The organism is Micromonospora sp. NBC_00421 (assembly GCF_036017915.1).
Taxonomy (GTDB): domain Bacteria; phylum Actinomycetota; class Actinomycetes; order Mycobacteriales; family Micromonosporaceae; genus Micromonospora.
Map to the genome: position 1 here is coordinate 319,911 of NZ_CP107929.1, position 19,192 is coordinate 339,102.

17 protein-coding genes are annotated in these 19,192 nt (G+C 73.4%); 5 read left to right on the forward strand and 12 right to left on the reverse strand.

Features of this window, described 5'->3' with window-relative positions; genetic code table 11:
• The first annotated feature begins 131 nt into the window (after positions 1-131).
• The gene (gene aspS / locus OHQ87_RS01415; protein WP_328344181.1) at positions 132-1,418 is read left to right on the forward strand and encodes an aspartate--tRNA(Asn) ligase; all 1,287 of its coding nucleotides are present in this window, start codon (positions 132-134) and stop codon (positions 1,416-1,418) included.
• A gap of 365 nt (positions 1,419-1,783) precedes the next feature.
• On the opposite strand, the gene OHQ87_RS01420 is transcribed toward aspS, so the two are convergent.
• The 3 genes from OHQ87_RS01420 to OHQ87_RS01430 all read right to left on the reverse strand — a co-directional run bounded on the left by OHQ87_RS01420 (position 1,784) and on the right by OHQ87_RS01430 (position 4,750).
• A complete protein-coding gene (locus tag OHQ87_RS01420) occupies positions 1,784-2,176 on the reverse strand; it encodes a VOC family protein (protein ID WP_328344183.1) in 393 nt (130 codons plus the stop codon).
• 4 nt (positions 2,177-2,180) lie between these two features.
• On the reverse strand, positions 2,181-2,819 hold the full coding sequence (gene lipB, locus OHQ87_RS01425) for a lipoyl(octanoyl) transferase LipB (protein WP_328344184.1): 639 nt from the start codon (positions 2,817-2,819) through the stop codon (positions 2,181-2,183).
• A gap of 107 nt (positions 2,820-2,926) precedes the next feature.
• A complete protein-coding gene (locus OHQ87_RS01430; RefSeq protein WP_328344185.1) occupies positions 2,927-4,750 on the reverse strand; it encodes a DUF2079 domain-containing protein in 1,824 nt (607 codons plus the stop codon).
• Between the two features lie 196 nt (positions 4,751-4,946).
• Here OHQ87_RS01430 and OHQ87_RS01435 point away from each other — a divergent pair, with 196 nt between their 5' ends.
• Positions 4,947-6,164, forward strand: coding sequence for an extracellular catalytic domain type 1 short-chain-length polyhydroxyalkanoate depolymerase (locus tag OHQ87_RS01435; RefSeq protein ID WP_328344187.1), 1,218 nt, complete (start codon positions 4,947-4,949; stop codon positions 6,162-6,164).
• Positions 6,165-6,214: 50 nt separating this feature from the next.
• Here OHQ87_RS01435 and OHQ87_RS01440 read toward each other — a convergent pair whose 3' ends face one another.
• The gene (locus OHQ87_RS01440; RefSeq protein WP_328344189.1) at positions 6,215-7,114 is read right to left on the reverse strand and encodes a TIGR01777 family oxidoreductase; all 900 of its coding nucleotides are present in this window, start codon (positions 7,112-7,114) and stop codon (positions 6,215-6,217) included.
• A 52-nt stretch (positions 7,115-7,166) separates the two neighbouring features.
• Positions 7,167-8,165, reverse strand: coding sequence for an aldo/keto reductase (locus OHQ87_RS01445; RefSeq protein ID WP_328344191.1), 999 nt, complete (start codon positions 8,163-8,165; stop codon positions 7,167-7,169).
• 55 nt (positions 8,166-8,220) lie between these two features.
• Here OHQ87_RS01445 and OHQ87_RS01450 point away from each other — a divergent pair, with 55 nt between their 5' ends.
• A complete protein-coding gene (locus OHQ87_RS01450) occupies positions 8,221-8,598 on the forward strand; it encodes a MerR family transcriptional regulator (RefSeq protein ID WP_328344193.1) in 378 nt (125 codons plus the stop codon).
• Here the strand turns inward: OHQ87_RS01450 and OHQ87_RS01455 are convergent.
• The 4 genes from OHQ87_RS01455 to OHQ87_RS01470 form a co-directional block, all read right to left on the reverse strand.
• Positions 8,567-9,484, reverse strand: a complete 918-nt coding sequence (locus OHQ87_RS01455; protein WP_328344195.1) for an LLM class flavin-dependent oxidoreductase — start codon at positions 9,482-9,484, stop codon at positions 8,567-8,569. The two genes, OHQ87_RS01450 and OHQ87_RS01455, sit on opposite strands and share 32 nt — an antisense overlap.
• A gap of 178 nt (positions 9,485-9,662) precedes the next feature.
• Entirely contained in the window at positions 9,663-10,208 is a 546-nt protein-coding gene (locus tag OHQ87_RS01460) for a hemerythrin domain-containing protein (protein ID WP_328344197.1), read from the reverse strand.
• A 77-nt stretch (positions 10,209-10,285) separates the two neighbouring features.
• Entirely contained in the window at positions 10,286-11,680 is a 1,395-nt protein-coding gene (locus OHQ87_RS01465; RefSeq protein ID WP_328344199.1) for a low temperature requirement protein A, read from the reverse strand.
• A gap of 99 nt (positions 11,681-11,779) precedes the next feature.
• Positions 11,780-12,349 carry a TetR/AcrR family transcriptional regulator gene (locus OHQ87_RS01470; protein ID WP_328344200.1) on the reverse strand — a complete coding sequence of 190 codons (570 nt, stop codon included), beginning with the start codon at positions 12,347-12,349 and terminating at the stop codon, positions 11,780-11,782.
• A gap of 177 nt (positions 12,350-12,526) precedes the next feature.
• Here OHQ87_RS01470 and OHQ87_RS01475 point away from each other — a divergent pair, with 177 nt between their 5' ends.
• A complete protein-coding gene (locus tag OHQ87_RS01475) occupies positions 12,527-13,471 on the forward strand; it encodes an SDR family NAD(P)-dependent oxidoreductase (protein ID WP_328344201.1) in 945 nt (314 codons plus the stop codon).
• 197 nt (positions 13,472-13,668) lie between these two features.
• Here OHQ87_RS01475 and sucB read toward each other — a convergent pair whose 3' ends face one another.
• Positions 13,669-15,483, reverse strand: a complete 1,815-nt coding sequence (gene sucB, locus OHQ87_RS01480; RefSeq protein WP_328344203.1) for a 2-oxoglutarate dehydrogenase, E2 component, dihydrolipoamide succinyltransferase — start codon at positions 15,481-15,483, stop codon at positions 13,669-13,671.
• A gap of 71 nt (positions 15,484-15,554) precedes the next feature.
• The gene (lpdA, locus tag OHQ87_RS01485; RefSeq protein ID WP_328344205.1) at positions 15,555-16,982 is read right to left on the reverse strand and encodes a dihydrolipoyl dehydrogenase; all 1,428 of its coding nucleotides are present in this window, start codon (positions 16,980-16,982) and stop codon (positions 15,555-15,557) included.
• Between the two features lie 142 nt (positions 16,983-17,124).
• Here lpdA and OHQ87_RS01490 point away from each other — a divergent pair, with 142 nt between their 5' ends.
• Positions 17,125-17,454 (forward strand): hypothetical protein, encoded by a 330-nt coding sequence (locus tag OHQ87_RS01490; RefSeq protein ID WP_328344206.1) that lies wholly within the window; start codon positions 17,125-17,127, stop codon positions 17,452-17,454.
• A gap of 161 nt (positions 17,455-17,615) precedes the next feature.
• Here OHQ87_RS01490 and OHQ87_RS01495 read toward each other — a convergent pair whose 3' ends face one another.
• The gene (locus OHQ87_RS01495) at positions 17,616-19,187 is read right to left on the reverse strand and encodes a leucyl aminopeptidase (protein ID WP_328344207.1); all 1,572 of its coding nucleotides are present in this window, start codon (positions 19,185-19,187) and stop codon (positions 17,616-17,618) included.
• Positions 19,188-19,192: the final 5 nt, after the last annotated feature.

Sequence of the window (19,192 nt, forward strand, 5' to 3'; positions counted from 1 at the left end):
GCTGGCCCCGGTGAAAAGGCGACGAATGAGGCCCCGGCTTCGGCGGGGGCGAAGGTGTGGTGGCACCGCGAGGTTCCCGCTCGCCCACACCTCCCGGGGATCGCGTTGCGATCGATCGAGGAGGTAACGCCGTGCAACGCATCCTGTCCTCCCACCTGCCCACCCGTGTCGGCGAGACCGTGCGGATCGCCGGTTGGGTGCACCGCCGCCGGCTGTTGAAGTCGGTGGCCTTCCTGATCGTCCGGGACGCCGCCGGCCTGACCCAGGTCGTGGTCACCGACCCGGCCGTCCGGGCCGCCGTGACGGCCCTGCCCGAGGAGACGGTGGTCGAGGTGGTCGGCACGGCCACCGCGAACGGCACCGCGCCCGCCGGGGTCGAGCTGACCCACCCGACGGTACGACCACTCGGCCCACCCGCCGTGCCGCCCCCGTTCGACCTGTACCGGCCGGTGCTCACCGCGACCCTGCCCACCCAGCTCGACCATGCGTCGGTGGCGCTGCGTCACCCGACCCGCTCGGCGGCGCTGCGGATCTCGGCGGCGGCGGTGGCCGGCTTCCGGGCAGCCCTGGACGCCCGCGACTTCGTGGAGGTGCACACCCCCAAGGTGGTCGCCACGTCGACCGAGAGCGGGGCGAACGTCTTCACCCTGGACTGGTTCGGCCGGCCCGCCTACCTGGCCCAGTCGCCGCAGTTCTACAAGCAGCTGATGGTGGGGGTGTTCGAGCGGGTCTACGAGGTGGGGCCGGTGTTCCGGGCCGAACCGCACGACACCGTCCGGCACCTGGCGCAGTACACCTCGCTCGACGTCGAGTTGGGCTTCGTCGTCGACCACCGGGACGTGATGGCGGTGCTGCGGGACACCCTCGCCGTGATGCTCGCCGAGGTGGCCCGGCGGGCCGGTGGCGCGGTGGCGACCCTGGGCCTGCCCCTGCCCGGGGTGCCGGTCGAGATCCCGGCCGTGCACTTCACCGAGGCCCTGCGGATCGCCGCCGCACCCCCCGACGAACCGGACCTGGCTCCCGCCCACGAGCGGAGACTGGGGGAGTGGGCGCGCACCACACACGGCTCGGACTTCCTCTTCGTCACCGGGTACCCGATGGCGAAGAGGCCGTTCTACACCCATCCCGACCCGGCCCGCCCGGCGTACTCGAACGGTTTCGACCTGCTCTTTCGCGGTGTGGAGCTGGTGACCGGCGGGCAGCGGCTGCACCGCCACGAGGACTACCTGTCGGCGCTCGCGGCACGCGGCGAGCCGGTCGGGCCCTACGCCGGGTACGTCGACGCGTTCCGGCACGGGATGCCACCGCACGGTGGTTTCGCGATCGGTCTGGAGCGGTTCGTGGCCCGGCTGGTCGGTGCGGCCAACGTCCGGGAGGTGACCGCCTTCCCACGCGACCTGCACCGGCTGATCCCCTGAGCCGCCGAGCCTCCGCGCGACCGGGCTGGGCCTGGCCTGGCCGAGCTGGGCTGGGCCTGGTCGATTCGGGCCGGGCCGGGCCGGGCCGGGCTGGGTGGGCTGGCTGGGTCGGGCTGGGGTGGCGTGCCGAGGATGCTGGCAAGCGGTCGGCCGCCTGCCGTGCCGGCCTGCCTGGTCGCCCACCGGGCGTCGGGCCTGACACCCGCATATGCCCCGGTCAGGCAAGCGGCCTGACCGGGGCACGCGGTCAGCGGTGGGGAAGTCGGTACGGCCGGGGGTGGGAGGGGGCAGCAGCCTGGCGGATGCCGGTCGCGGTGGATCTGCGACGGCTCGACGGGGCCACAGGGGCAACAGGGGCGGCTGGGTCAGGCCGTGCCGAGAAGGTCCCAGCGGTTGCCGGCGATGTCCCGGAACACCGCCACCCGACCGTACGGTTCGGTGCGCGGCGGCTTCACGAACTCCACGCCGGCGTCGACCATCCGCCGGTGGACGGCGTCGAAGTCGTCGACCTGGAGGAAGAAGCCGACCCGGCCGGCCACCTGGTCACCGACCGCCGCCTCCTGCCGCTCGCCGTCGGCGCGGGCCAGCAGGATGCCGGTCTGCCCACCGGGCGGGCGGACCACCACCCACCGCTTCGGGCGGCCGTCGTTGGTCAGCGACGGCGCGTCCTCGACCAGCTCGAAGCCGAGGATCCCGGTGAAGAACGCGATGGCCGGGTCGTAGTCGGCGACGACGAGGGTGACGAGGTCGATCCGCACCGGCTCAGCCGAGCAGGGTGGGCAGGTGCCGCTCCACCACGGGGAGGACGTCGGCCACCGGGACCGGGCGGCCCAGCTCGGCGGTGAGCGAGGTGGTGCCGGCGTCGGCGATACCGCAGGGCACGATCCGGTCGTAGTACGACAGGTCGCAGTCACAGTTGATCGCGAAGCCGTGCTGGGTGACGCCACGGGCGACCCGGATGCCGATGGCTGCCACCTTGCGGGCCGGGCCCCGGTCGTCATCGGGCACCCAGACCCCGCTGCGCCCCTCGACCCGGCCGGCGGTCAGCCCGAACTCGGCGCAGACGTCGATCAGCAGTTGCTCGGTGCGGCGGACGTAGGCGACCACGTCCACCGGGTCGGGCAGCCGGACGATCGGGTAGCCGACGAGCTGCCCCGGACCGTGCCAGGTGATCTTGCCGCCCCGGTCCACGTCGACCACCGGCGTGCCGTCCATCGGCCGGTCCCACGGCTCGGTGCGCTTGCCGGCGGTGTAGACGCTCGGGTGCTCCAGCAGCAGCACGGTGTCGCCACGCTCGCCGGCCACCACCTCCGCGTGCAGCCGTCGCTGCTCGTCCCATGCGGCCGGGTAGTCGACCACACCGGCCCGGACGGCGGTCACCCCGGAAGTCGTCACGCTCACCCCACCACCCTAGCCCCGCCCGCCCGTGACCCGACCCGTGAGCCTCGTCGCGTCGGCCAGGGGGCAGGACGGCCAGCGGGCGGGGAAGGGCCGGCCGGCGGGGACGGTCAGCCGGCGGGGAAGGTCCAGAGCCAGACGTCGTCCACCCGGCGTGGCTCGCCGAGCAGCGCGGTGGCGGTGCGGCGCAGGGCGTCCTCGTCGAGGTCGTACTTGGCCCCGTGCACCTCGTCCGGGAGCACGACCGCCTCGACCCCCCAGTAGCGGAGGTCGGCCCGGGAGAGGCGGATGCTGCCCTCGGTGACGATCGGCACCAGCCCGGTCCGGCCGGCCTGGTCCATCAGGGTGTCGAAGGTGCGCGGCGGCGGGCCGATCCGACCCCGCCCGTCCGGGCCGCCGGGGCCGAGGAAGAAGCCGGCGGGCAGCCGGAACTCACCCTGCCGGTGCGCCAGCGCGTACGCCTGCCAGCGCTGGCCGTCGGGGGTGACGTCGAGGGTCAGCGGGATCGGGGTGAGCACCCCGCCGGGTGAGACGTACTGCCGCCAGGTGCCGGCGGTGACGAACTCCGGCACCGGCGGGCGGACGCTGGTCAGCAGCGGGGTGGGCAGCAGCGGCAGCAACGCCGCCGCGAAACCCACAGCCCACATCGAGGCCGCCGTCCGGCCCGGCGGCCTCGCCCGCAACCGGTCCACGGTGTACGCCAGCAGCACCCCGATCACCGGGGCGACGACCAGGGCCAGCCGGGACGGCAGGGCGGCGTTGACCACCGGCAGGTTGTCCAGCACCCCGAAGGGCAGCAGTTGCCCGGTACGTCGCCCGTTCCACTGCGCCAGCGGCCCCCAGGAGAGCACCGCGAAGACCACCGCGGTGACCCCGAGCGCGGTCAGCGTGGCCCGCCGGCCGGGACTGGCCCGTCGCCACAGCAGTCCGAAGCAGGCCACGGTGAGCAGCAGCAGCGGCAGCCCGAAGAAGCTGTTCTCCTCGGTCGGGTTGGGCGCCAGCGAGGTGTCCAGCCCGGCGGCCCCGGCCAGCGACCGGCCCGGGTACGCCCCGAACGCGGCGATGTCCTCCGAATGGATGACCGGGTCGAAGCCGGTGCCGTGGAAACGCTGCGGCCCGGCGAAGTGCAGCCACAGCGGGTACGCCAGCAGCACCCCGGCGACCAGCGCGGTCACCGCCAGCCCGCGCAGGAAGTCCGGCAGCGCGGCGCGGGCCTGCGCCCGGCGGGCCGGGTGCACCGCCCAGACGCCGAGGAAGACGGCGATCGCCAGGGCGGTGAAGAACAGCCCCTCGGCGGCGATCGAGAAGGCCACCGCGACCAGCACACCGAGCACCAGCCCGCCCCGCCACCAGCGCCCGGGTCGGCGTAGTGCGAACACCGCCGCCACCAGCAGCGGCACGAGCCAGCCGGCGGTCCAGTTCAAATGGGCGTTGGCGTGCGCGACCATGCCGGGGGAGAAGGCGACGAACAGCGCCCCGACGCCCGCCGCGAGCCGGCTGCCGACCAGGTGCCGGGAGAGCAGCCAGTACCAGGCCAGCGCGGTGGCGGCCAGGTTGAGGGTGATGATCACCAGGAACGTCGCCGGCGGTCCGATCAGGTACGTCAACGGCGCGAAGACCACCGCGTACACGGTGATCGAGGTGTTGACGGCGAGGTTCACCCCGTCCGGCACGTTGAGCAGGTGGGTGAAGAGCGGGTTCTCCCCGTGGGTGACCGCGTGTCCGCCGAAGGCGAGCAGCCACTCGAAGAGCGCCTGGTCGCTGGAGTTCACGGTGATCGCCCGCTGGTTGGGGTCGCGCCACAGCCCGCTGGTGACCCAGACCGCCAGCGCCACCGCGACGATCACCACGATCAGGTCGGCCCGTCGCCCCCGGCCGGTGCCCGGCACGGCGGTGGGTGGCTGGTCGGCGGCCAGGGTCGGGGAGGTCGGCACGGAGCGGACGTTACCAACCGGAACTGGACCCACCGGCCGGACCCGCGACCCCGACGCCGGGCGGGAACCGCCCGGGCGACCGCTACATCGGCGAGGACAAATGTGTGAACGGCGGCCATGTCGCCACTTCGCAACACGGACGTAACGTCGCGGCCATTCGGGGTGACCCGGTCCACATTGTCGACAGGAGGCCGTCATGCGTCGCCGTTCCTCCCCGCTCACCCGGCTCGCCGGAGCGTTCGCCGCGACCGTGCTCGCCGCGACCGCCCTGGTCACCGCGGCGGCACCCGCCCAGGCCGCGACCCTGACCCAGGTCACCGGCTTCGGCAGCAACCCGGGCAACCTGGCCATGTACGCGTACCGCCCGGACGGCCTGCCGGCCGGCGCGCCGGCCGTGGTGCTGCTGCACGGCTGCACCCAGAACGCCGCCGGCTACGTCGCCGACTCCGGCTGGCAGAAGTACGCCGACCTGTGGAAGTTCGCCCTGATCGTGCCCCAGCAGTCCACCGCCAACCAGGCCCTGACCTGCTTCAACTGGTTCACCGAGGGGGACGTCACCCGAGGGCAGGGCGAGGCCCTGTCGATCCGCCAGATGGTCTCCCACGCCACCTCGACCTACGGGCTCGACGGCAGTCGGGTCTTCGTCAGCGGGCTGTCGGCCGGCGGGGCGATGAGCGCGGTCATGCTCGCCACCTACCCCGAGGTGTTCGCCGCCGGCTCGGTGATCGCCGGACTGCCGTACCGCTGCTCGCCGCCGGCGTCGACGAGCGTCTGCCAGTACAGCGGGGTGGACCGGACCCCGGCGGCCTGGGGTGACCTGGTCCGGGCCGCCTACTCCGGCTACACCGGCCGGCGGCCCCGGGTGGCGATCTGGCACGGCACCTCGGACAGCACCGTCGTGCCGGCCAACGCCGTCGAGTCACGCGACCAGTGGACCGACGTGCTCGGCGTGTCGCAGACCCCGACCAGCACCTCGTCGCTGCCCGCCGGCACCAGCCTGGAGGTGTACGGCGACGACGCCGTCCGGCTGTACCGGGTCGCCGGGATGGGCCACGGCACCCCGGTCGACCCGGGAGCCGGCACCGACCAGTGCGGCACCGCGACCTCGTACTTCCTGGACACCATCTGCTCGACGTACCGTGACGCCCGGTTCTTCGGCCTCGACGGCGGCACCACCCCCACGCCGAGCCCCACCCTGACCACCCCGCCCACCGCGAGCCCGACCTCCACCGCGACGCCCGCGCCCACCTGTGTCACCGCCAGCAACTACGCCCACGTGGTCGCCGGCCGCGCCTACCAGTCCGGTGGCTACGCCTACGCCCTGGGCAGCAACCAGCGGATGGGCCTCTACAACACCTTCTACACCAGCACCCTGAAGCAGACCGCCCCCGCCAACTGGGTGGTCGGCTGCTGAGCAGCCGACCGGCCAGTAGGCGCGGGGGCGCACCCCCGCCACCCACCTGCTCAGTCGGTGAGGGCGGCGTGCAGGGCGGCGGGGAGCGCCGGGAGGGTCCACCCGAAGCCGGTCCGGGTGAGCACGGCGGGGAGGACCCGGGTGCTGGTCAGGGCCTCCTGGGCGAAGCCGCCCAGGGCGACCTTCAGGGCGAGCGCCGGGATCGGGACGATCGCCGGGCGGTGCAGCTGGCGGGCCAGTTCCCGGGTGAACTCGGCGTTGGTGACCGGGTTCGGGCCGACGACGTTGACCGGGCCGGCGACCTCCCCGGCGGTCAGCAGGAACACCGTGGCGTCCAGCCAGTCCCGCAGCGAGATCCACGGTAGCCACTGCCGCCCGCTGCCCAGTCTGCCGGCGATGCCCAGCTTGAACGGCAGCAACTGCGGTTTGAGCAACCCGCCGTCGCGGTGCAGCGGCAGACCGGTCCGCAGCCGCACCACCCGTACCCCGGCGTCCTCGGCGGGGCGGGTCGCCGCCTCCCAGACCCGGCACACGTCGGCGAGGAACCCCTCACCCGCCGGGGCGTCCTCCTCGACCACCCGGTCGCCGGTGTCGCCGTACCAACCGACCGCCGAGGAGTTCAGCAGCACCCCGGGCCGGTCGGCCGCCGGCAACCCGGCGATGGTGACGGCCAGCGTGGTGGTGCTGTCCACCCGGCTGGACCGGATCACCCTGCGGTAGTCGTCGGTCCACCGCTTGTCGCCGACCCCGGCCCCGGCCAGGTTGACCACCGTGTCGGCCCCGGCCACCACGGCCGGGTCGAGCTGCCCGGCGGCCGGGTCCCACCGCCGTTCGTCGGGGGTGCGCGGCGGCCGCCGGACCAGCCGGGTGACCTGGTGCCCGTCGCCGGTGAGGCGGTCGACCAACCGGGTGCCGAGGAAGCCGGACGCACCGGCCATCAGGATCCGCATACCCCCATCTTCGGGCACGCGGACGGATCCGGATGCGCCGACGCGGGCCGACTCAGCCGGCGGGGACCGGACGCAGGTCGGCGAGGAGCCGCTCCACCTCGGCGAACGCGTCCGCCGGCAGCGGGCCGAGGGCGAGGGTGGCGAAGTTCTCCCGCGCCTGCGCCACCGTCCGGCAACCGGGGATCGGCAGCGTCCGGGGGCTGCGGGCCAGCAACCAGCCCAACGCCCCCTGGGTGAGGGTACGGCCGTCCGAGGTCAACGCCGCCCGGATCGCCTCCACCCGGGTTGACCACTCGGGGGTGGGCCGACCGTCGCGGAACCAGACCAGCCACTCCGGTGCCCGCCCCCGCACGTCGTCCGCGCCCACCGTGCGGGTGGCCCCGGTGAGCAGGCCCATCGCCAGCGGCCCCCGGTTGAGGCTGGCCAGGTCGAACGCGTCGCAGACCGAGAGCAGCTCCGGATTGTCGTTCAGCACCGACTCGTCGTGTTCGACCGCGATGCAGTGCGGCCCGGCGTCGGCGAACACCCGCGCCGACTCCGGGTTGTCGGTGCTCCAGCCGTACCCGCGGATCTTGCCCTGGGTGACCAGGCCCTCCAGGGTGTCGACCAGGTCGAGAGCGGCGGACGCCGGCAGGTCGTTGAGGTGCAGCAGGTAGAGGTCGACATGGTCGGTGCCGAGCCGGCGCAGCGACCCCTCCAGGCTGGCCACCGCGTATGCCGGGCTGGCGTCGACGCCGAGCGCCCGCCGGGTCGCCTCGTCGGAACGGTTGCCGAACTTGGTGGTGATCACCGCCCGGTCCCGCCGGCCGGCCAGCGCCCGGCCCAGCACCCGCTCGCTGTGCCCGGCACCGTAGTTGCTCGCCGTGTCGAAGAGGGTGACACCCAGGTCTAGGGCGTGGTGGATGGTGGCGACCGACTCGTCGTCGTCCACCTCGCCCCAACCGAACGGCTGGCCGTCGTCGCCCCACAGCGGGCCGCCGATCGCCCAGCACCCCATGCCGATCGCGCCGACCTCGATTCCGCTGCGGCCCAGAGTCCGTGTGATCGTCATGCCGACAAGTCTTCAACCTGGAGTGCGCTCCAGGTCAAGCCTTAGGATCCGGGTCATGTATCCGCCCTCGGAGGCTGCCCGGCGCAGCGGGTTCAGCCTCGACACCCTGCGCTATTACGAGAAGATCGGCCTGCTCAGCGGCATCGGACGCACCTCGGGTGGCCGTCGGGTCTTCACCGACGAGGACCTGAGCTGGCTGCTGGTCTACCGCTGCCTGCGCGACACCGGTATGCCGATCGCCGAGATGTGCCGCTACGCCGAGCTGTCCCGCGCGGGGGAGCACACCATCGGCGCGCGGCAGGAGCTGCTGGAACAGCACGCCGCCCGGGTCGAGGAACAGTTGACGCTGCTCCAACGGCAGTACGACCACCTGCGCGAGAAGATCCGCTTCTACCAGGGCATCACCGCAGCAGGCGGGTCAGGACCGGGGTGAGCGGGTCGAGGGCGTCACGGCGTACCACGAAGCGGGTGACGCCCCAGCGGCGCCGGTGTGCCGCGACCGCCGCGACGATCTCGTCCACCGTGCCGATCAACACGAACGGGGTGGCCAGCAGCTCGGCGACGGTCAGGCCCACCCGGTCGGCCTGCTCGGCGGCGGCGGCCCCGGCGTCGTCGGTGACCACCACCGTCTGCACCAGCGCCTCCAGCGCGGGCGGGGTGTCCCGGCCGACCGCGCCGGCGGCGACGTGCGCGAGCTGGGCCTCGATCTGGTCGGTCCGCCAGCGCGCCTCGTGCCGGTGACCGTCGGCGAGGGTACGCCCGAAGCCGGTCAACCCGACCACGTCGGCGTGCGCGCCGGCCCAGCGCAGCAGCGTCGAGTTGGCGGTCCCCATGGTCAGCGGGATGCGGTCCTGCACGGGTCGGGGCGAGGTCAGCCGGGCCTCCCGGGCGACCAGGTCGGGGGAGTCGACGGTCACCGGGGAGCCGTCGAGCAGGGCGCGGACCGCCTCGGCGACGGCCACGCAGCGGCGTACCCGGCCGGCCACGTCGGGGCGTACCCGGCCGACGGCGGCCCACTCGGCCGGGGTCTGCCCGGCGCCGACGCCGAGCCGGGCCCGGCCACCGGAGAGCAGGTCGAGGGTGGACACGTCGGCGGCGAGCAGGATCGGTTCCCGGACGCCCAGGTTCGACACGTACGAGCCGAGCCCGATCGTGGTGGTCACCGGCGCGGCGGCGGCGAGCGCGACGAACGGGGACGTCACGGCGCCCGGGTGGTCGGCGGCGAGCAGGGCGTCGAAGCCGGCCGCCTCGGCCCGGCGGGCGAGCGCGATCCAGCTCGCCGCATCGGTCGGGGTGGCCTGGAGTGAGAAGACGGTCACCGGGCAAGCTTCGCCGTCGAGGGCCGTCCCGGCCATCCCGTACGCCCGGATTCTGCCAACCGGAGAATCACCGCCCGCTCTCCCGGCCGGAGTCTGCCGCGCGCCCGTTCGGGCTGTCCGCCCGGCCCGGTGCTCCCGCCTGTCGTGCCGTCGGCCCGTCCCGGTGCTGTCCGTGGGGTCACCAGTCCGGCGGTGGGGTCACCCCGAGCAGTTCCTCGGTGTTGCCGGCCCGGGTGCCGAGCGCGTCGAGGGCGGCGGTGAGGGTGCGTTCCTCGTAGCGGAAGTGCGAGCCGAGGATAGCGGAGAGACCGTCCAGTTCGACGCGTACCCGGTCGAGGGCTGCCGGGTCGTCGACCGGTGGATCGGCGACCAGCGCCTCGATCCGGCGCACGATCCAGTCGACCATGCGATGGTCCCGGCTGAGCTTGTCCAGCACGGGCCGCAGCTCGGGTGCCTCGTCGGCGAGCACCCGGAACGCGCCGGCGTCCTCGCCGGTGTGATGCCGGGTCAGCGCCGCACAGAAGCTCAGGCAGTGGGTACGCAGGTTACGCAGCCGGCCGTCTGCGAGCCGGCCCGAGCCTGCGGGTGGACCGGCGTCGGCCGGCGGCCCGGCGTCGAGGCCGGCCCGGAGTTGGTCGAGCTCGTCGAGGAGCCAGAGGTGGATCTCTACGAGTTGGTGGCCGAGCGCGGTCAGGCGGTCGGCCGGAGTGGAATCGGGGTGCACGTGTGTCCCATGCTGTCCCGCGCCTCCATGCCCTCGGCGGTCTCCTTGCCGGGTGCACTGCGACGCTGGCATTGATCCTACGACGCGCCGGGCGGGCTGTCCGACCCCTGCAGCGGCGCACCCGGCGTGCTGTCCGGCCGTTCACCCGGCGTGCTGTCCGGCTCATCCTCGTGCCAGCGGGTCCGCCAGGCGGCCTCCTGCGCCTCGTGGTTGACCCGTTCGTCGTGCACGGCCTGGCGCAGGGCCTGCCGGGAACCTCCCAGGGTCACCATCTCCACCGCGATCAGCCCGACGCAGATGACGGTCAGCAGCGCCAGCGCACCCAGCGCCGACAGCCCCGCCGCGACCGGCATGGCGGCGGCGAGCACCACCAGCACGCCGACCCGGCTCCAGCTCAACGTGTGCAGGGTGCGCAGTTGGAACAGCATGTTGCTGGCCAGATAGCAGATCACCCCGCCGAAGAACAACGGCACGGCCGATGCGTGGGCATGCTCGCCGATCCCGCTGGCCGGATCGGTGACCGCGGCGACCAACTCCTCACTGCCGATCGCGAACAGGATGATGCCCGCGATCATCGGCAGGTAGAGGTAGGCGTAGGCGTCCCGGGCCATGGTCGCCCGGCGGCGGCCGGCCGCCGCGTGCAGGGCGATCCGGGCGGCCGGGCCGATCAGGTCGAAGTGTGCCCACCACAGCGCGGCGGTGAAGACGATGCCGAACGTGGCGGCGACGACCCCGGGCCAGGTCACCGGCTTACCGAGGACGTTGCCCCCGACGCCGACCGAGATGATCGACTCGCCGAGCGCGATGATCAGGATGAGGTCGTACCGTTCGGTCCAGTGTTCGGCGGAGGTCACCACCCAGCTCCAGGTGCCGGCGACCAGCCCGGTGCCGTACTGGACCAGCACCACCAGGATCCAGAGCACGTCGCGGACCAGCCCGGCCCGGCCGGAGTCCTCGATCGCCACCGGGGCCAGCGCCGCTGCCAGCAGCAGCACGGTGCTGGCCAGCAGCTCGGGCAGGAAGTGGAGCAGGTGACGCCGGTCCGGCGGGTTGTCCCGCGCGGCACGCAGGAACAGCACCACGTGTACGCCCCGGACGACCACGTAGCTGACCGCCACCACCAGAGGCCCGGCCAGATCGCCCTGTGGAGGGCTGAACGCCTGCGGCAGGGCCAGCGCGAACGCGAACAGGGAGGCCATCGCGGCCACCATCAGCACCGGGACGAAGCCCTCGCCGAGCCGCAGCCGGGTGGCGGCCATGCTGTGCACCACCCAGCACCACCAGAGCACGGCGAGCACCAGGCCGGCGTGCAGCAGCTGCCGGCCGCTGATCTCGGCGGCGGTGGCCCGGGTGATGATGAAGAACGAGACGACGAAGACCAGGTCGAAGAAGACCTCGAACTTGTCGACCCGGGCACCGGGTGCCACGGCCACGGCCGGGCCGAGCCCGCCGTACCGCCGTCTGCCGCCCATTGATTCACTCTGGCAGCGCCGGGTGCGCCCGGGGGCGGGATTCGATTCAACCGGCTGGGTGCCGGCGCAGTCCGGCCGTCGGTGTCGGCAGTCCGGCCGTCAGTGCCGGCGCAGCCCCGCCATCAGCAGGTCGAGCAGGCGGCCGGCGAGGTCGCGCTGCTCCGGCCCCTGGGCCGCCAGGGACATCCCGCTGAGCCCGGCCAGCACGTCTCCCGGGTCGACGTCCGGGCGGATCGTGCCGGCGGCGACGCCGGCCGCCAGCAGCCGGGTCAGCGCGGCCATCAGCAGGTCCCGGCTCTGCGCGTACGGGTTGGTGCCGGCGGCGACCACCAGGCGCAGGGCGTCGGCCATGCCCCGCTTGGTGGCCAGGTAGTCGACGAAGTGGTCCATCCAGGCCCGGGTCGCCTCGGTGGCGGGCAGCCGGGCCAGCAGCTCGTCGGCGGCGGCGCAGAGCTTGGCCAGCTCACTGCGGTAGGCGGCCTCGACCAGCGCCTCCCGGGTGGGGAAGTGCCGGTAGAGGGTGCCGATGCCGACCCCGGCTTCGCGGGCGATCGCGTCCAGCGTCACCGCCGGCCCCTGCCGGGAGAACGCCCGGACGGCGGTGTCGAGCAGCCGCTGCCGGTTGCGCAGCGCATCGGCGCGCAGCGGTCGAGGGCCGGTCTGCGGCACGTCGCCTCCTGGGATTGGTGCAGCGGTGTCGGCGGCCGGCACGGTTGCTGCGGTCGTCGGCCGGCTGGCAAACGGAGGAACCTCCGGTTAGGCTCGGCGCCTGTAACGGAGGGGCCTCCACTTCTCATCGTAGCGGCCGGGCCGCCCGGCCCACGCCGCGCCGGACAAGGATGGATCATGACCACCAACGCACCAGTCCGCACGCCCTTCGACGCCGGCAGCACCGCCCTGGAGGTGGTCCGGGACGTCGACCTCACCGGCCGCCGTGCCGTGGTGACCGGCGGTGCCTCGGGCATCGGCGTGGAGACCGCCCGCGCGCTCGCCGCCGCCGGGGCCGAGGTCACCCTGGCCGTACGCGACCTCGACGCCGGCCACCGGACCGCCGGGGAGATCACCGCCAGCACCGGGAACGACAGGCTGCTTGTCGCCCCGCTCGACCTCGCCGACCAGACCTCGGTGGCCGCTTTCGTGTCCACCTGGGACGGGCCGCTGCACCTGCTTGTCGACAACGCCGGCGTGATGGCGTCGCCCGAACGGCGTACCCCCGAGGGCTGGGAGTTGCAGTTCGCCACCAACCACCTCGGCCACTTCGCCCTCGCCACCGGGCTGCACCGCGCCCTCGCCGCCGCCGACGGCGCCCGGATCGTCTCGGTCAGCTCCGCAGGGCACCTGCGTTCACCGGTGGTCTTCGACGACATCCACTTCCAGCAGCGCCCCTACGACCCGTGGGAGGCGTACGGGCAGTCGAAGACCGCCAACGTGCTCTTCGCCGTCGAGGCGACCCGGCGCTGGGCCGACGACGGCATCTTCAGCAACGCGCTGATGCCCGGCGCGATCCGGACCAACCTCCAGCGCCACGTCAGCGCCGAGGAGTTGGCGCGGATGCGGGCCGCCAGCGGTGGCGGCGCGGCCAACTGGAAGACCGTCGAGCAGGGGGCCGCCACCTCGGTCCTGGTCGCCACCTCGCCGCTGCTCGACGGGATCGGCGGCCGGTACTTCGAGGACTGCCAGCAGGCCGGCCCGCACCAACCCGGCACCCGCACCGGCGTCGCCGCGTACGCCCTCGACCCGGCCGCCGCCGAGCGGCTCTGGACGGTCTCCGCGCAGACCCTGCGCGGCTGACCCGTAGGGCAGACCCTGCGCGGCTGATCCCCGGGGCAGACCCTGCGCGGCTGACCCGTAGGTCCTTCGGTGCCGTGCCGCAGCCGGACGGGCCGGGGCCGGCGGTCGGCATCCGGTGCCGGCTGCCGACACAGCCGGCGCGGAGATGGCGGAGGCGCCCCGGCCGACCGACCGGGGCGCCTCCGTGCACGCGGGTGTTACAGGCCCAACTCGGCCTCGAAGTTGCCGCCCTCCAGCCGCTCCTTGACCGCGACCAGGAAGCGGGCCGCGTCGGCGCCGTCGATCAGCCGGTGGTCGTAGGACAGGGCCAGGTAGACCATGGACCGGACCGCGACGACCTCGCCCAGGTCGGGGTCGCTCACCACGACCGGACGCTTCACCACGGCACCCGTGCCGAGCATCGCCGACTGCGGCGACGGCACGATCGGGGTGTCGAAGAGCGCCCCCCGGCTGCCGGTGTTGGTAAGCGTGAAGGTCGCCCCGGCGATCTCGTCCGGGCTGATCTTGTTGGTCCGGGTGCGCTCGGCCAGGTCGGCGACCCGCTTGGCGATGCCGCCCAGGTTGAGGTCACCGGCGTTGTGGATGACCGGCGTCAGCAGGCCGCGCTCGGTGTCCACCGCGATGCCGAGGTTCTCGGCGTCCGGGTAGGTGATGGTGCCGGCGTCGAGGTCCATCCGGGCGTTCACGATCGGGTACGTCTGCAGCGCCTCGATCGCGGCCAGGGCGAAGAACGGCAGGAACGACAGCTTCACACCGTGCCGCTGCTGGAACGAGTCCTTCGCCTGCGCCCGCAGCTTGGCGATCCGGGTGACGTCCACCTCGATCACGGTGGTCAGCTGCGCCATCTCGTGCAGCGACTCCTGCAACCGGGTGGCGATGGCCTTGCGGATGCGGGTCAGCTTCTCGGTGCTGCCGCGCTTGCCGCTCGGCTGCGCCTTGGCCGCAGGCTTCGCCGGGGCCGCGGCGGCCGGCTGCGCGGTGGGGGCCGGGGCGGCCTTGGCCGCCTTCGCCTTCTCCGCCGCCTCCAGCACGTCCTGCTTGCGGATCCGGCCGCCGACCCCGGTGCCGTTGACCGACGCCAGGTCGACGCCGTGCTCGCCGGCCAGCTTGCGGACCAGCGGGGTGACGTAACCGGCGGCCTCCTCGCCGCCACCCTGGGCGGGAACGGCCGACCGGGCCGGCGTCGCCGTGGGCGCGGCGGGCTGGGCGGCCTGCTCGGCCTGTGCCGGCTGGGCCGCCGACTCGGCCTCGGCGGCCGGCTCGTTGTACCCGGCACCCGGAGTCGGCTCGGTGACCTCGGGCTTCGGCTCCGGCTTCGGCGCGGGCTGGGCCGCCGCCTTCGGGGCGGGCTCCGGCTCCGGCTCGGCCGGGGCCGCGCCCGCCGCGCCGATGATCGCCAGGTCCGCGCCGACCGCGGCGGTCTCGTCCTCGGGGACCTTGATCTCCAGGACGGTGCCGGCGACAGGCGACGGGATCTCGGTGTCGACCTTGTCGGTGGAGACCTCCAGCAGCGGCTCGTCGACCTCGACGGTCTCGCCTACCTGCTTGAGCCAGCGGGTGACGGTGCCCTCGGTGACGCTCTCGCCCAGGGCCGGCATCTTCACCGCGGTGCCCTCGCCGGAGGACGCCGGGGCGGCCTGCGCCGCCGTCTGCTCCTGGGCCGGCTGCTCCGGCTCCGGGGCGGTGCCCTCGGCGGCGGCCGTCGGCTCGGCGGCCGGCTCGGCCTGCTCCTGCCCGCCGGCCTCGCCGTCCTCCTGCCCGCCGGCCGACTCGCCCTCGCCGGAGATGACCGCCAGCTCGCTGCCCACCTCGGCGGTCTCGTCCTCGGCGACCACGATCCGGCTCAGCACCCCCGCCGCGGGGGAGGGGATCTCGGTGTCGACCTTGTCGGTCGACACCTCGAGCAGCGGCTCGTCGACCTCGACGGTCTCACCCTCCTGCTTGAGCCAGCGGGTGACGGTGCCCTCGGTGACGCTCTCGCCGAGCCGAGGCATGGTGACCGATACCGGCATGTTCTGAAACTCCTTCGTGGCCTGGTGCGATCCTCGCCCGCTTGCCGCCGGCGTCGCGGAATGAGTGTGGGTCAGGCGTGCGCGTGCAGCGGCTTGCCGGCCAGGGCCAGGTGTGCCTCGCCCAGGGCCTCGTTCTGGGTCGGGTGGGCGTGTACGAGCTGCGCCACCTCCGCCGGGTAGGCCTCCCAGTTGTAGATGAGCTGCGCCTCGCCGATCAGCTCACCGACCCGGGCACCCACCATGTGTACGCCGACCACCGGGCCGTCCTCGACCCGGACCAGCTTCACGAAACCGGCGGTCTTGAGGATCTGGCTCTTGCCGTTGCCACCCAGGTTGTAGTTGTAGGTGCTGACCTTGTCGCCGTACTGCTCCTTGGCCTTCGCCTCGGTCAGGCCCACCGACGCCAGCTCGGGGTCGGAGTAGGTGACGCGCGGGATGCCGGCCTCGTCGATCACGGCCGGGTTCAGGCCGGCGATCTCCTCGGCGACGAAGATGCCCTGGGCGAAGCCGCGGTGGGCGAGCTGCAGGCCGGGCACGATGTCGCCGACCGCGTAGACGTTCGGCACGCCGGTGCGCAGCCGCTCGTCGGTCAGCACGTAACCCCGGTCGAGCTTGACGCCCTGCTCCTCGTAGCCGAGATCGGCGGTGTTCGGCCCCCGGCCGACGGCGACCAGCAGCAGCTCGGCCTCGACGGTCTCGCCGCCGGAGATGGTCAGCTTGACGCCCTTCTCGGTCTTCTCGACCTTCTCGAACGGCTTGCCGACCTTGAAGTTGATCTTCCGCTTGCGGAACGCCCGCTCCAGCGCCTTCGACGACTCCTCGTCCTCGGCGGCGACCAGCCGGGGCAGCGCCTCGACGATCGTCACGTCCACCCCGAAGGACTTCCAGACGCTGGCGAACTCGACGCCGATCACGCCACCACCCAGCACGATCACCGACGCCGGGACCCGGTCCAGGGTCAGCGCGTGGTCGCTGGTGATGATCCGCTCGCCGTCGACCTCCAGGCCGGGCAGGCTCTTCGCGTACGAGCCGGAGGCCAGGATCACGTTGCGGCCGGTGTACCGCTTGCCGTCCACCTCGACGACGTTCCTGCCGACCAGCTTGCCGGCGCCCGCCACGAAGGTGATGTTCTTGTTGCTGCCGACCAGCCCCTGCAGGCCCTTGTACAGCCGGGAGATCACCCCGTCCTTGTACGAGTTGACCCCGGCCATGTCGATGCCGACCAGCTCGGCCTTGACGCCGAACTGCTCGGACTCGCGGGTCTGGTCGGCGATCTCGGCCGCGTGCAGCAGCGCCTTGGTGGGGATGCAGCCGTTGTGCAGACAGGTGCCGCCGAGCTTGCCCTTCTCGACGAGCGCGACGGAGAGGTCAAGCTGGGCGGCACGCAGCGCCGCCGCGTAGCCGCCGCTGCCACCTCCGAGAATGACGATGTCGAAGGTTGCGTCGTTCGGCTCGCTCACGTCCAACTCCCTGGTCGCTTCGCTGCATCGGGGGGTCACGGCGGGGCGGCACGGGCAGACCCCACCTCGGTCATCTTGTCACTTGCCCGTCCGTAGCGCGTACCGAGGTGCCCAACGACACGTCCCGGACACGTACTCTTGGCACCGTCCTCGATGACGGACGGGGGAGAGGAGGAGCCCGGTGGCGCTGTTCCGGCGACGTAAACCGCCGACCGCGGCCAACCGTGACCGGCCGGCCGACCGGGCCGACCTGGATCATCTGGCCAACTTCGTCCGCACCCGGCGGGGCGTCGAGGCGTACCTCGAACCACGGACAACCGTCACCGAGACCACCGTCATCATGATCGCCGACGACGGCGAGTGGACCCGGCGGCGCATCGACGGCCCGGACGGCGCCCGCCGCTTCGCGCACGCCCTGGGCATCCCCATCTACGACGTCCGGCTGATGGGCTATCCGCAGCGGATGCGCGACTACAACGAGCGCCGCAAACGCCGACCCGAGCTGTTCTGACGGCGGCCCCGTCCGGGACCGACCGACCCGGTGCCGGCCGCGGCGCTCCGCTGCGCGCCGTGCCCGATCAGCGACGCCGTGCCCGATCAGCGACGCCGTGCCCGATCAGCGACGCGTGGACGGGCACCCGTGGGCGGCCCCGTCCACGTGTCGCGAATCCGTCAGCCGTTGGCGGCGACGTCCTCGACCAGCTGCACCAGGGTGCGGACCGGCACCCCGGTGCCGCCCTTGGTCCAGTAGCCGGTCGGCTCGCCCGAGTGGTAGCTGGGACCGGCGATGTCGATGTGCGCCCAGGCCACCTCGTCGGTGACGAACTCGCGCAGGAACACCCCACCCTGGAGCATGTGACCGGCCCGGTCCATGCCCGCGTTGACCTGCGAGATGTCCGCCACGTCCGAGTCCATGCCCTTGCGTACGTCCTCCGGCAGCGGCATCGGCCAGGCCGGCTCACCGACGGAGTCGCCGGCCGCCTTCACCCGCTCGCACAGCTCCGGCGTGCCCATCACCCCGGCGATCCGCTTGCCCAACGCGACCACCTGCCCACCGGTCAGGGTGGAGGTCTCGAACAGGTAGTCGGTGCCGTCGGCGCAGGCGCGGGCCATCGCGTCGCCGAGGATCATCCGGCCTTCGGCGTCGGTGTTGAGCACCTCGACCTTCTTGCCGTTGAACATGGTGACCACGTCACCCGGCCGGTAGCTGGTGCCCGACGGCATGTTCTCGGCCATCGGCAGGTAACCGGTCACCGTCACGGACGGCTTGAGTACGGCGATCGCCAGCATCGCCGCGCCGACGGCAGCCGCGCCGGCCATGTCGGACTTCATCTCCCACATGCCCTGCGCCGACTTGATCGAGATGCCGCCGGTGTCGAAGGTGATGCCCTTGCCGACCAGCGCCACCCGCTTGCCGTTGGTCTCGCCCGACGGGGTCCAGGTCAGCTTGACCAGGCGAGGCGGGGCCTCCGAGCCCTGCCCGACGGCGGTGATTCCGCCGTACCCGCCGGCCCGTAGCTCCGCCTCGTCAAGCACCTCGACGTCGAGCCCCGCGGCCCGCGCGGCGGTGGCGACGATCTCGGCGAAGGCCGGCGGACGCAACTCGTTCGGCGCGGTGTTGACCCAGTCCCGGCTGGTACGTACCGCACCGGCCACCACGGTGGCCCGGTCGACCTCGGCCAGGGCGGTCGCGTCGGCGGCGTCCGGCACGGCGATCAGCACCTCGGCCACCGGCTCCCGCCGGGAGGGCTGCGGCCTGGTCTTGTAGCCGGCGAACCGGTAACCGCCGAGCAACGCGCCCTCGGCGACCGCGCGCAAGGCGGCCGGGGCGTCGGCGTCGTCGGGCAGCGGCAGGCTCAGCGCCACCCGGGGCGCTCCGGCCAGCGCCCGGACCGCCGCACCGGCCCCTCGGCGCAGGGTCTCCGGGCCGGGGGCGGCACCGGTCGGCTCCGGGCCCAGCCCGACCGCCACGACCAACGGGGCGGTGACGGTGCCCAGCGTGGCCAGCTTGATCACTTCGCCGGGGCCGCCGGTCGCGCCGAGCAGGGCCAACGTCTCGGTCAGCTTGCCGTCGAACGCGGCGGCGATGCTCTCCGCACCGTCGGCCAGCAGCAGGGAACCGCCGGGACCGCTCGTGGCGTCCGGGCCGGTGGTCTGGCTGTGCAGGCCGATCACGATCGCGTCGACCGCGAGTTCGGCGGGGTCGGTGTCGACCAGGCTGAGGGTGGTGCTGGACGATGTCACTGAAG